We start from the raw sequence: 12749 nt of genomic DNA on the forward strand, positions 1-12749 counted from the left end.
CCGTGTCGTCAGCCGCGACGTCGGGAGCGTCCGTCGGCGCCGCGACGCCCGTCGGACGCGCGGGAGCGCGCAGGTCGGCGAGCCCGTCGAGGCCCTCGAGGTCGTCCATGTCCGGCAGGTGCGGCGCGAGCGGGGGGAGCTCGTCGAGCGACGTGAAGCCCATGCGCTCGAGGAAGTACCCCGTGGTGCCGAAGAGGCCGGCGCCGGTGTGCGGGTCCTGGCCGACCTCGGCCACGAGCCCGCGCGCCACGAGCGTGCGCACCACGCCGTCCACGTTGACCCCTCGCACCGCCGACACCTGGCCGCGGCTGACCGGTTGACGGTACGCGATCACGGCCAGAGTCTCCAACGCCGCCTGCGTGAGCCGGGCCGTCTGCCCGCCCTGCACGAACCGGCCCACGACCTCGGCGTGCGCGGGCGCGGAGTACACACGCCACCCGCCGCCCGCCGCGCGCAGCTCGAACCCGCGGGGCCGACCACCGTCGTCGCCGCGGTACTCGGCCGCGAGCTCGTGCAGCGCGTCCAGCACCTCGTCGACCGGGACCGCGAGCGCCGCCGCGAGCTCGACCGGCGGGATCGGCTCGTCCGCGACCATGAGCACGGCCTCGAGCGCGGACGGCAGACCGCCCGGGAGGTCGTGCACGGCCGGCGGGCGGGTGTCGTCGGGGGCCGGGCCGTCGTCGGGCTGCGTCACGCGGGGACCTCCTGGTCGGTGGCGGCGAGGGCGGCCGCCGGGTCGGGCTCGTCGCTCTCGTCGAACTCGCTGCCGACGTCGGCGAGCGGCGGCTCGGCCCCGTCGTCGTCGCCCGACCACCGCACGGTGAGCTCGCCGAGCGGCGTCACCTGGTCGAACGCGACGAGCGCCTGGCGGAACAGCTCGAGGAGCGCGAGGAACCGCGCCACGACCACGGCGGTCTCCCCCGCGTCGGCGACGAGGGCGCGGAACGTCGTCGTGCCGTGGCTGCGCACGCGGTCGACGACGATCCCTGCCTGCTCGCGCACGCTGACGGCGGGGGCGTGCAGGTGGTCGAGCGAGACGCCGGGCGGAGGCGCCTTGGGGGCGAGCGCGCGGGCCGCGAGCACGGCGAGCTGGTCCGGCCCCATGGTCCACACGAGCTCGGGCAGCAGGGCGGCGAGGTGCGGCTCGAGCTGCACGACGCGCGGGAACCGGCGCCCGGCGCTCTCGAACCGCTCGGCGAGCAGGCCCGACACGTCCTTGTACGCGCGGTACTGCAGCAGCCGGGCGAAGAGCAGGTCGCGGGCCTCCAGCAGCGCCAGGTCCTCGTCGTCCTCGACGCTGCCCGTCGGCAGCAGCCGGGCCGCCTTGAGGTCGAGCAGCGTCGCGGCGACGACGAGGAACTCGCTCGCGGTGCCGAGGTCCCAGCCGGGGTGGTCCTCCCCCGCGGCCCGCGCGACGGCGGCGGCGCGCTCGGCCGCGCGGATGTACGCGATGAAGTCGTCCGTCACGCGCGCGAGCGCGACCTCGGTGATGTCGAGCTTGTGCTTCGTGATGAGCGACAGCAGCAGGTCGAAGGGCCCGCTGAAGTTGTCGAGCCGGACCTCGAACCCGGCCCGCGCGGGCGGCTCCGTCGGTGGTGGCGGCTCAGGCGGCGTCGCCACGGGCGACCAGCTCCCGGGCGAGCTGCCGGTACGCGACGGCGCCCGGGTGGTTCGGCGCGTACACGGTGATGGGCTCGGCCGCGACGGACGCGTCCGGGAACTTCACGGTGCGCCCGATCACGGTGTGGAGCAGCTTGTCGCCGAACGCCTCGTGCACGCGCGCCACGACCTCGCGCGAGTGCAGCGTCCGCGAGTCGAACATCGTGGCGAGGATGCCGTCGACGTCGAGGCGCGGGTTGAGCCGGTCGCGCACCTTCTCGATCGTCTCGACGAGCAGCGCGACGCCGCGCAGCGCGAAGAACTCGCACTCGAGCGGGATGAGCACGCCGTGCGCGGCGGTGAGCGCGTTCACGGTGAGCAGGCCGAGCGAGGGCTGGCAGTCGACGAGGATCACGTCGTAGTCGTCCACGACCGGGCGCAGGACGCGCGACAGGACGGACTCGCGGGCGACCTCCCCCACGAGCTGCACCTCGGCGGCCGAGAGGTCGATGTTCGCGGGCAGCAGGTCGAGGTTCTCGACGTCGGTGCTCACGAGCACGTCGTGGATGTCCGCGCCGCGCTCCATGAGCAGGTTGTAGACCGTGCGGTCGAGCTCGTGCGGGTTGACGCCGAGGCCGACGGACGCGGCGCCCTGCGGGTCGAAGTCGACGAGCAGGACCTTGCGCCCGTACTCGGCGAGCGCAGCGCCCAGGTTGATGGTGGTCGTCGTCTTGCCGACGCCGCCCTTCTGGTTGCACATGGCGATGATGCGGCCCGGGCCGTGCGCGGCGAGCGAGGCCGGGACGGGGAACTCCGGCAGGGTGCGGCCGACGACGTCGACGCGCGGCTCGGCGGCGGCACGGTCCGCGGGCTGCTCGACGGGGCGGTCGGCGGGCTGCTCGACGGGGCGGTCGGCGGGAGGCGCCGCGTCCCCCTCGGCGGAGGTCTGCGGGACGACCGGACGGACGGCGTCGCCGTGCGAGCCGTGCGCGCCGCGCGTCTCGGGCTGGGTCTCGGCCTGGCTGCTCACGTCCGCCACGGTATCGCAGGACCTCGCCCGGTCCCGTGCGTACGCGCCCGCGCGCCGCGTTCCGGGACGACGCGGCGCGGCGGTACTGGCGGCGGTGCTGCGGCGGTGCCGGGGGGCGCTATGGCCCGTCGCGGCGCGGGATCAGCCCAGCGCGCGGGGGTGCGCCGCCGCGTAGACCTCGCGCAGCGTGTCGGGCGTCACGAGCGTGTAGATCTGGGTCGTGGTGACCGACGCGTGGCCCAGCAGCTCCTGCACGACGCGCACGTCCGCGCCGCCGGCGAGCAGGTGGGTCGCGAACGAGTGCCGCAGCGTGTGCGGCGAGATGCGTTCGGGGTGCTCGATCCCGGCGCGCTCGGCCGCGGTGCGCAGCACGGCCCACGCGCTCTGCCGGGACAGGCGCGCGCCGCGCGTGTTGAGGAACACCGCGGGCGTCCCCCGCCCGTTCGCGGCGAGCGCGGCGCGCCCGCGCACGAGGTAGGCGTCGAGGGCGCGGCGCGCGAACGACCCGACGGGCACCACGCGCTCCTTGCCGCCCTTGCCCAGGAGGCGCACGGCGCCGCTGTCGAGGTCCAGGTCGTCGACGTCGAGGCTCACCGCCTCGGTGATGCGCGCGCCGGTCGAGTACACGAGCTCCAGGAGCGCGCGGTCGCGCAGGGGGCCGGGCCCGTCCCCGGCGCCGGACGCCTCGAGGATGCGTGCGACCTCGTCGGTCGAGATGGCCTTCGGCAGCCGCCTGCCCTGGGCGGGCGGGCGGACGTCGGCCGACGCGTCGGCGTCGGCCAGGCCCTCGGCCGCGCAGAAGCGGTGCCAGCCGCGCACGGCCGCGACCGACCGGGCGGTCGACGACGGCGACAGGGGCGCGCCGCCGTCGGCCCCGGTGCGCAGCGCGGTGACGTAGTCGGCGACGTCGTCCGCCTCGACGTCGCGCACGGCGTGGTTCCCGCGCGACGCGAGGAACGCGACGTAGCGCGCGAGGTCGCGGCGGTAGGCCGCGACCGTGTTGGCGGACAGCCCGCGCTCGACGGCGAGGTGCGCCAGGTACTCGCGCGCGGCGCGGTCCAGCGCCTCGGGCACGTGGGCCTCGCCGGGGCTCATGGCGTCACTGCCCGCCCGGGACGACCGGGCTCACAGCGGCAGGAAGACGTCGACCGCCACCGCGACGAAGAGCAGGGTCAGGTACGTGATGGACGCGTGGAAGACCTTCATCTCCCCCACCTTGCCGCCCTTGCCGTCGGCCTTGTCGCGCGCCCGGCGCAGCATCGTCACGCACGACGACAGGAACCACGCGCCCAGGGCCGTGGCGACGACGCCGTAGACCCAGGTCATGCCGGCGAGCGGCCACAGCGCGAGCGACGAGGCGACCATCGCGACGCCGTAGAGGATCATCTCGCGCGCGACCCGGCTGTCGTCCGCGACGACGGGGAGCATCGGGACGCCCGCGTTCGCGTAGTCGCGCTTGAACTTCATCGACAGCGGCCAGTAGTGCGGCGGGGTCCAGAAGAAGATGACGAGGAACAGCGCGAGCGCCGCCCAGCTCAGCGAGCCCGTGACCGCCGACCAGCCGATGAGCACCGGCATGCAGCCCGCGATGCCGCCCCACACGATGTTCTGCGGGGTGCGGCGCTTGAGGATCATCGTGTAGCCGACGACGTAGATCGCGATCGCCGCGAACGTCAGCCACGCGGAGACGACGTTGACCAGCAGCGCGAACCAGACCAGCGACACCACGCCGAGGACGGTCGCGAACACGAGCGCCGCGCGCGGGGTGATCTCGCCCGTGACGAGCGGGCGCCGCTTGGTGCGGTTCATGACCTCGTCGATGTCGCGGTCGAGGTAGCAGTTGTAGACGTTCGCGGAGGCCGCGGCGAGCGTGCCGCCGACGAGCGTCGCGAGGATGAGGCCCAGCCCGGGCAGCCCGCCCTGCGCCAGGAACATCGTCGGGACCGTCGTGACGAGGAGGAGCTCGATGATGCGCGGCTTGGTGAGGGCGACGTAGGCGCCGACCCGCTCGCGCAGCGCGCGGGTCGCGCTGGCGACCTCGGCCGTCGGGGCGACGGGGGTCGCGGGGGCCGTCGGAGAGGACGGCTGCTGGGTCGACGCGGCGCTCGACGGGCTTCCGGTCCCGTCGATCGGTGCCTGGCTCGTGGTGTGCACGCGCTTCGGTGTTCCGTTCTGAGGTGGGGGGCGAGCTGGGACGGACCGCCGGTCGTCCTCGCTCATCGTACGTCCCCGCCTGCGCGGGGGCCGACCGGACGGGCCGGGCGATTGTGTGACATCCGACCGAAATCCAGCACGTGGGCACCGCCCGGCCGGGAACGGCGCGCGCGTATAGGCTGGTGCCCGCGACCGTCCCGCGTCGGACCGCCCGCCACGGACGTGGCCTCCGGGCCGCGCGACGGGCACCGGGCCGCCCCGCCCCCTGAGGCGCGAGGCCGGGAAATGTTCAACGGTTGCTTCGAGTTGTCGCGAGGATCCGGGGCGCGCGCTCCGGACGGGAATGAGGTTCGGTGAACGCGTTGTCCCCTGCTCACACGCCCCTGGACTGGACGGACCTGGACGACCGGGCCGTCAAGACGATCAAGGCGCTCGCCGCCGACGCCGTGGAGAAGGTGGGCAACGGCCACCCGGGCACCGCGATCTCGCTGGCCCCCGCCGCGTACCTGCTGTTCCAGAAGGTCATGCGCCACGACCCGTCCGACGACCACTGGGACGGTCGCGACCGGTTCGTGCTCTCCGCGGGCCACTCGTCGCTGACGATCTACCTCCAGCTCTTCCTCGCCGGGTACGGCCTGGAGATGGAGGACATCGAGGCGCTGCGCACGTGGGGCTCCAAGACCCCCGGCCACCCCGAGTACAAGCACACCCGCGGTGTCGAGATCACGACCGGCCCGCTCGGCCAGGGCCTCGCGTCGTCGGTCGGCATGGCGTTCGCGGCGCGCCGCGAGCGCGGCCTGCTCGACCCGTCGACCACGCCGGGCGAGTCGCCGTTCGACCACCACGTCTACGTCATCGCCTCCGACGGCGACCTGCAGGAGGGCGTGACGAGCGAGGCCTCCTCGCTCGCGGGCCACCAGCAGCTCGGCAACCTCGTCGTGATCTGGGACGACAACAAGATCTCGATCGAGGACGACACGGACATCGCGTTCACCGAGGACGTCCTCGCGCGCTACGCCGCGTACGGCTGGCACACCCAGCGCGTCGACTGGACCAACGGGGGCACCGGTTACGCGGAGGACGTCGACGCGCTGCACGCCGCGATCGAGGCCGCCAAGGCCGAGACGGGCAAGCCGTCGATCATCGCGCTGCGCACGATCATCGGGTACCCGTCGCCGACGAAGCAGAACACCGGCGGCATCCACGGGTCCGCCATGGGCGCCGACGAGATCAAGGGCCTCAAGGTCGAGCTCGGCCTCGACCCCGAGGCGAGCTTCGCGATCGACGACGAGGTGCTCGCGTACACGCGCGCCGTCGGCGAGCGCCAGGCCGACGCCCGCGCCGCCTGGGACCGGGCGTTCGAGGCGTGGAAGACGGCGAACCCGTCCGGCGCGGAGCTGCTCGACCGCCTCTCGCGCCGCGAGCTCCCGGCCGGCTGGGAGGACGCGCTGCCCACGTTCGAGGCGGGCAAGGCCGTCGCGACGCGCTCCGCGTCCGGCAAGGTCCTCACCGCGCTCAAGGACGTGCTGCCCGAGCTCTGGGGCGGCTCCGCCGACCTCGCGGGCTCGAACAACACGACGATGGACGGCGAGCCGTCGTTCGTGCCGGCCGAGCACGCGACGAAGAAGTTCCCGGGCCACGAGTACGGCCGCACGCTGCACTTCGGCATCCGCGAGCACGCCATGGGCGCGATCCTCAACGGCATCGTCCTGCACGGCGGCACGCGCGCCTACGGCGGCACGTTCCTCCAGTTCAGCGACTACATGCGTCCCGCCGTGCGGCTCGCCGCCCTCATGGAGATCCCGACGACGTTCGTGTGGACGCACGACTCGATCGGCCTCGGCGAGGACGGCCCGACGCACCAGCCCGTCGAGCACCTCGCGGCGCTGCGCGCGATCCCGGGCCTCGACGTCGTGCGCCCGGCCGACGCGAACGAGACCGCGTGGGCGTGGCGCACCGTGCTCGAGAACACCGAGCGGCCGGCAGGCCTCATCCTCACGCGCCAGAACGTGCCGACGTTCCCGCGCGGGACCGACGGCTACGCCGACGCGTCCGGCACGGCGCGCGGCGGCTACGTGCTGCTCGACACCGAGGGCACGCCGGACGTCATCCTCATCGGCACCGGCTCCGAGGTGCAGCTCGCCGTCGAGGCGCGCGAGATCCTCGCGGCCGAGGGCGTGCAGGCGCGCGTCGTGTCCCTGCCGAGCCGCGAGTGGTTCGACGGCCAGGACGACGCCTACCGCGAGTCGGTCCTGCCGTCCGCCGTCCGCGCGCGCGTCTCGGTCGAGGCGGGCGTCGCGCAGGGCTGGCGCGAGCTCGTCGGCGACGCCGGCCGCTCCGTGAGCCTCGAGCACTACGGCGCGTCCGCGGACTACCAGGTGCTGTACCGCGAGTTCGGTATCACGTCCGAGGCCGTCGCGACGGCGGCGCGCGAGTCGATCGCCGCGGCGCGCGGCGGCGACGCCCCGGGCGCCGAGCCCACCCCCTCGGAGGGCGGCACTGGCGACCTGCGCTGACCCTTCGTAGATTCCGAGGTGGGGCCGTGCACGCGGCCCCACCTCGGGACGCCCCGGACGACCGTCACGAGCGGCGACCCGGGCGCACGCCCGCAGCGAGAGCACCACGAGAGGAAGTCCGATGACGCAGCCCACCACCGTCCCCGGCCCCATCGAGCAGCTCACGGGAGCGGGCGTGTCGATCTGGCTCGACGACCTCTCCCGAGAACGGCTGCGCACCGGAAACCTCGCCGACCTGGTGGCGACGCGCGGCGTCGTCGGCGTGACCACGAACCCCACGATCTTCGCGTCGGCGCTCGCGAAGGGCGACGCCTACGACGCCCAGCTCGCCGACCTCGCGGCCGCGGGCACCGACGACGCTGCCGTGGAGGCCGCCGTCGAGCGCATCACGACGGACGACGTGCGCGCCGCCGCCGACCTCCTGCGCCCCGTCTACGACGCCACCGACGGCGTCGACGGGCGCGTCTCGATCGAGGTCGACCCGCGCCTCGCCCACGACGCCGACGCGACGGTCGTCACGGCGGAGCGCCTGTGGCGCACGATCGACCGACCGAACGGCTACATCAAGATCCCGGCGACGGTCGCGGGCCTCGACGCGATCACGCGCACGCTCGCGCAGGGCATCAGCGTCAACGTGACCCTCATCTTCTCCCTCGCGCGCTACCGCGCCGTCATGGAGGCGTTCGCGATCGGGCTGGAGCAGGCGCGCGCCGACGGCGTGGACCTCGCGCCCGTGGGCTCCGTCGCCTCGTTCTTCGTCTCGCGCGTCGACACCGCGGTGGACGCCGCGCTCGAGAAGGTCGGGACGCCCGAGGCGCTCGACCTGCGCGGGCAGACCGCCGTCGCGAACGCGCGCCTCGCGTTCGAGGCCTACGAGGAGTTCCGCCAGACGGACCGCTGGCGCTCGCTCGTCGCGTCCGGCGCGCAGCCCCAGCGCCCCCTGTGGGCCTCGACGGGCGTGAAGAACCCCGAGTACCGCGACACGATGTACGTCGACGAGCTCGTCACGGACGGCGTCGTGAACACCATGCCCGAGGCGACGCTCCAGGCGTTCGCGGACCACGGCGTCGTGACGGGCGACACGGTCACCGGCACGGCGACCGCGTCGCGGCGCACGATCGAGACCGTCGAGTCGTTCGGCGTCTCCCTCGTCGAGGTCACCGACCGCCTCGAGGCCGAGGGCGTGCGCAAGTTCGAGGACAGCTGGACCGAGCTCCTCGCCACGACGCGCGACAACCTCCGCCGCCTCGCCTCCTCCTGACCTCCGGCGCGCGGCCGGCGTCCCGGCCGCGCGTCCGACCTGCGGGAACGGCGGCGCACCCCGTCGCGACGCCCCTATGATCCGCAGACGCCCCAGTCCTTCTGCAGTCCTCCGACCCCTCCCCGAACGGAACGGTGCCACCAGGTGAGACCGGCCAAGATCACGCCAGAGCACAACCCTCTGCGCGACCCCCTCGACCTGCGCCTGCCCCGGATCGCGGGCCCGTGCGGGCTCGTCATCTTCGGCGTCACGGGCGACCTCGCCCGCAAGAAGCTCATGCCCGCGGTCTACGACCTCGCCAACCGCGGTCTGCTCCCCCGGGCTTCGCGCTCACGGGCTTCGCGCGCCGCGACTGGGAGGACCAGGACTTCGCGCAGGTCGTGCACGACGCCGTCAAGGAGCACGCGCGCACGCCGTTCCGCGAGGCGACGTGGCGCCAGCTCTCCGAGGGCATCCGGTTCGTCCAGGGCTCGTTCGACGACGACGAGGCGTTCGAGCGCCTGCGCGAGACGGTCGAGACGCTCGACGCCGAGCGCGGCACGGGCGGCAACCACGCGTTCTACCTGTCGGTCCCGCCGAGCGCGTTCCCCGTCGTGTGCCGCCAGCTCGCCGAGTCGGGGCTGTCCCGCTCGGCGGAGGACGCGTGGCGCCGCGTGGTCATCGAGAAGCCGTTCGGCCACGACCTCGCGAGCGCGCGCGAGCTCGACGCCGTCGTGTCGGAGGTCTTCCCGCCCGACTCGGTCTTCCGCATCGACCACTACCTCGGCAAGGAGACGGTCCAGAACCTCCTCGCCCTGCGCTTCGCCAACCAGATGTTCGAGCCCATCTGGAACGCGAACTACGTCGACCACGTGCAGATCACGATGGCCGAGGACATCGGCATCGGGGGCCGCGCCGGCTACTACGACGGCATCGGCGCCGCGCGCGACGTCATCCAGAACCACCTGCTCCAGCTCCTCGCGCTCGTCGCGATGGAGGAGCCGGTGTCGTTCGACGCGCCCTCCCTGCGGGCCGAGAAGATCAAGGCGCTCTCCGCCGTGCGCCTGCCGCGCGAGCTGTCCCGGCACACCGCCCGCGGGCAGTACGCCGCCGGCTGGCAGGGCGGCGAGGAGGTCATCGGCTTCCTCGAGGAGGACGGCATCCCCGACACCTCCACCACGGAGACGTACGCGGCGGTCCGCGTCGACATCGACAACCGCCGCTGGGCGGGCGTCCCGTTCTACCTGCGCACGGGCAAGCGCCTCGGGCGTCGCGTGACCGAGGTCGCCGTCGTGTTCAAGAAGGCGCCGCACCTGCCGTTCGAGAGCTCGCAGGCGTCGGACCTCGGGAACAACGCGCTCGTGATCCGCGTCCAGCCGGACGAGGGCGTGACGATGCGCTTCGGCGCCAAGGTCCCGGGCACCGCGATGGAGGTCCGCGACGTGACGATGGACTTCGGCTACGGGCACGCGTTCACGGAGTCGTCGCCGGAGGCGTACGAGCGCCTCATCCTCGACGTCCTGCTCGGCGACCCGCCGCTGTTCCCCACGCGCGAGGAGGTCGAGCTCTCGTGGAAGATCCTCGACCCGATCACCGCGCACTGGGCCGCGAAGGGCAAGCCCGAGCCGTACCGGTCGGGCACGTGGGGGCCGGAGTCCGCCGACGCGATGCTCGCGCGCGACGGCCGCGCCTGGCGGCGCCCGTGACCGCCCCGGCGCCCGCCGAGCGGGCCGCGCGCACCCGAGAGACCCCCCGACCCCGTCGTGCGCCGGTACGCGGCACGACCCTCCGACCGGCGAGGACCCCGCGATGATCATCGACCTGCCCGACACGACGACGAACGCGGTGAACAAGCGCCTCGTGCGCCTGCGCGACGAGGGCGGCGCGATCGCGCTGGGCCGCGTCCTCACGCTCGTCGTCATCGCGCGCGAGTCCGACGTCGAGACGTCGATCGAGGCCGCGAACGACGCGAGCCGCGAGCACCCGTGCCGCGTCATCGTCGTCGCGCCGTCTGGGCGCAGCGCGACGCCGCACCTCGACGCGCAGATCCGCGTCGGCGGCGACGCGGGCGCGTCCGAGGTGGTCGTGCTCCGCACCGCCGGTCCGCTGCTCGAGCACGCGGACACGCTCGTCATGCCGCTCCTCCTGCCCGACGCGCCCATCGTCGTGTGGTGGCCGGGCCAGCCGCCCGCGTCCCCCGACGACGACCCGGTCGGCGCCATGGCGCAGCGGCGCATCACCGACTCGATCACAGCGAAGGATCCCGAGGCCACGCTCGCGCAGCTCGCGCAGACGTACGGCCCGGGCGACTCCGACCTCGCGTGGGCCCGCGTGACGCTGTGGCGCGGCCTCATCGCCGCGGCGCTCGACCAGCCGCCCTACGAGCCGGTGACGAGCGTCGTCGTCGAGGGCCAGGCGAAGCACACGTCGCTCGACCTGCTCGCCGCGTGGCTGGGCTCGCGGCTACGCTGCCCGGCGCAGGTGGTGCGACGGCGCGGTGCCGAGGCGATCACGCGCGTGACCCTCGAGCGCAAGAGCGGGCCGATCGTCCTCGACCGCCCCGACGGCCGCACGGTGACGATCAGCCAGCCGGGCAAGCCCGACCGCCGCGTCGCGCTGCCCATCCGGACGCTCAGCGAGGCCCTCATCGAGGAGCTGCGCCGTCTGGACCCCGACGAGATCTACGGCGAGGTGCTCACCAAGGGCCTGCAGAAGGTGGGCGCGTGACCGCCGCGGGGCCGGGCACCCCGGCGCGCCTCGTCGTCGTGCACCCCGACGCCGGCGTGCTCGCCGAGGCGGTGGCGTCGCGGCTCGTGACCCGCCTGCTCGACGTGCAGTCGGTCCGCCGGCCCGTGCACGTCGTGCTGACGGGTGGGACCGTCGGGATCGCGAGCCTGGCCGCGCTCGCGCGCCACCCCGCGCGCGACGCCGTCGACTGGTCGGGCGTGCACGTGTGGTGGGGCGACGAGCGCTTCCTCGCGTCCGGCGACGGCGAGCGCAACGAGACGCAGGCGCGCGAGGCGCTGCTCGACCACCTGCCGCACCTCCCGCCCGAGAACGTGCACCCGATGCCGGCCGCGGACGCGGCCGCGACCCCCGAGGAGTCGGCGACCGCGTATGCGGCGACGCTCGCGGAGCACGCGCCGGACGGCGAGCAGGTCCCGGCCTTCGACGTCCTGCTGCTCGGCATGGGCCCCGACGGCCACGTCGCGTCGCTCTTCCCCGACCACCCCGGGCTCGACGTCACGGGCGCCCCGACGGTAGGCGTCCACGGCTCCCCCAAACCGCCGCCCGAGCGCGTCACGCTGACGTTCGAGGCGATCGCGCGGGCCCGTCAGGTGTGGGTCGTCGCGGCAGGCGCCGAGAAGGCCCCCGCGGTCGCGTCGGCGCTCGCCGGCGCGCCGCCGCGCGAGACCCCGGCCGCCGCGGTCGCGGGACGGAGGCCACGCTGTGGCTCGTCGACGTCGCCGCGGCCGGCACCGGGACCCCGACCGAGACGGACGAGGGGCGCGCGTGACGACCGGCGGCGAGCACCCGGCGGACCCCGCGGCCACGTGGGACGCCGTCGACGCGTACTTCGCGCCCCTGGTGGCCGAGGACGACGTGCTCGCCGCCGCGTCGGCGCGCGCCCGGGACGCCGGGCTCCCGGAGATCCAGGTCTCCCCCGCCCAGGGCCGGCTGCTGCAGCTCCTCGCGCTCGCGTCGGGCGCGCGGCGGATCCTCGAGGTCGGCACCCTGGGCGGCTACTCGACGATCTGGCTCGCCCGGGCCCTGCCCGCCGACGGCACGCTCGTCACGTGCGAGATCGACCCGGCCCACGCCGCCGTCGCGCGCGAATCGCTGGCCTCGGCCGGGCTCTCCGGGACGGTCGACGTCGTCGTCGGCCCGGCCGCGGACACGCTGCGAGGGCTCGTCGCGGACGGCGCCGAGCCGTTCGACCTCGTGTTCGTCGACGCGGACAAGCCCTCGAACCCGGTCTACCTCGACCTCGCGCTGCGGCTCTCGCGCCCCGGGACGCTCCTCGTCGTGGACAACACCGTCCGCGGCGGGGCCGTCGCGGACGCGGCGAGCACCGACCCGAACGTGCTCGGCGTGCGGGAGATGACGGACCGCGTCGTCGCGGACCCGCGCCTCGACGCCACGGCCGTGCAGACCGTCGGGTCCAAGGGCTACGACGGCTTCGTGCTCGCGCGCGTGCGCGGCTGAGCTG

Annotated in this window: 8 protein-coding genes and 3 pseudogenes; 6 read left to right on the forward strand and 5 right to left on the reverse strand. The window is 74.5% G+C overall.

Annotated elements, in window-relative coordinates; genetic code table 11:
- Nucleotides 1–85: 85 nt before the first annotated feature.
- From scpB to BJP59_RS08510, 5 genes and pseudogenes are all read right to left on the reverse strand, one after another.
- A pseudogene (gene scpB / locus BJP59_RS08490) lies at nucleotides 86–694 on the reverse strand (SMC-Scp complex subunit ScpB); the annotation flags it as partial.
- Nucleotides 691–1620 (reverse strand): segregation and condensation protein A, encoded by a 930-nt coding sequence (locus BJP59_RS08495; protein ID WP_194522712.1) that lies wholly within the window; start codon nucleotides 1618–1620, stop codon nucleotides 691–693. The pseudogene scpB and the gene BJP59_RS08495, both read right to left, overlap by 4 nt.
- A complete protein-coding gene (locus BJP59_RS08500; RefSeq protein ID WP_051028084.1) occupies nucleotides 1604–2419 on the reverse strand; it encodes a ParA family protein in 816 nt (271 codons plus the stop codon). The genes BJP59_RS08495 and BJP59_RS08500 overlap by 17 nt, the downstream gene beginning before the upstream one ends.
- A gap of 351 nt (nucleotides 2420–2770) precedes the next feature.
- Nucleotides 2771–3724: a site-specific tyrosine recombinase XerD gene (gene xerD / locus BJP59_RS08505; protein ID WP_074806651.1), complete on the reverse strand. Its 954-nt coding sequence runs from the start codon at nucleotides 3722–3724 to the stop codon at nucleotides 2771–2773.
- Nucleotides 3725–3754: 30 nt separating this feature from the next.
- Entirely contained in the window at nucleotides 3755–4783 is a 1029-nt protein-coding gene (locus tag BJP59_RS08510; protein ID WP_228485351.1) for a heme o synthase, read from the reverse strand.
- A gap of 353 nt (nucleotides 4784–5136) precedes the next feature.
- Here BJP59_RS08510 and tkt point away from each other — a divergent pair, with 353 nt between their 5' ends.
- The 6 genes and pseudogenes from tkt (at nucleotide 5137) to BJP59_RS08540 (ending at nucleotide 12745) form a co-directional block, all read left to right on the forward strand.
- Entirely contained in the window at nucleotides 5137–7299 is a 2163-nt protein-coding gene (gene tkt, locus BJP59_RS08515) for a transketolase (protein WP_194522713.1), read from the forward strand.
- 121 nt (nucleotides 7300–7420) lie between these two features.
- Nucleotides 7421–8560, forward strand: coding sequence for a transaldolase (gene tal, locus BJP59_RS08520; protein ID WP_194522714.1), 1140 nt, complete (start codon nucleotides 7421–7423; stop codon nucleotides 8558–8560).
- Between the two features lie 144 nt (nucleotides 8561–8704).
- Nucleotides 8705–10245, forward strand: a pseudogene (gene zwf / locus BJP59_RS08525) (glucose-6-phosphate dehydrogenase).
- Nucleotides 10246–10348: 103 nt separating this feature from the next.
- Nucleotides 10349–11266: a glucose-6-phosphate dehydrogenase assembly protein OpcA gene (opcA, locus tag BJP59_RS08530; RefSeq protein ID WP_034655766.1), complete on the forward strand. Its 918-nt coding sequence runs from the start codon at nucleotides 10349–10351 to the stop codon at nucleotides 11264–11266.
- An 86-nt stretch (nucleotides 11267–11352) separates the two neighbouring features.
- Nucleotides 11353–11916, forward strand: a pseudogene (gene pgl, locus BJP59_RS08535) (6-phosphogluconolactonase); the annotation flags it as partial.
- Nucleotides 11917–12052: 136 nt separating this feature from the next.
- Nucleotides 12053–12745, forward strand: a complete 693-nt coding sequence (locus BJP59_RS08540; protein ID WP_194522715.1) for an O-methyltransferase — start codon at nucleotides 12053–12055, stop codon at nucleotides 12743–12745.
- Nucleotides 12746–12749 lie beyond the last annotated feature (4 nt).

It is taken from the genome of Cellulosimicrobium sp. JZ28 (assembly GCF_015327065.1).
In the GTDB taxonomy this organism is placed as follows: Bacteria; Actinomycetota; Actinomycetes; order Actinomycetales; family Cellulomonadaceae; genus Cellulosimicrobium; species Cellulosimicrobium funkei.

Excerpts from the sequence above, each read along its gene's own strand:
- tal (WP_194522714.1), top strand. The coding sequence starts at position 7,421 with ATGACGCAGCCCACCACCGTCCCCGGCCCCATCGAGCAGCTCACGGGA.
- xerD (WP_074806651.1), bottom strand. The coding sequence starts at position 3,724 with ATGAGCCCCGGCGAGGCCCACGTGCCCGAGGCGCTGGACCGCGCCGCG.
- opcA (WP_034655766.1), top strand. The coding sequence starts at position 10,349 with ATGATCATCGACCTGCCCGACACGACGACGAACGCGGTGAACAAGCGC.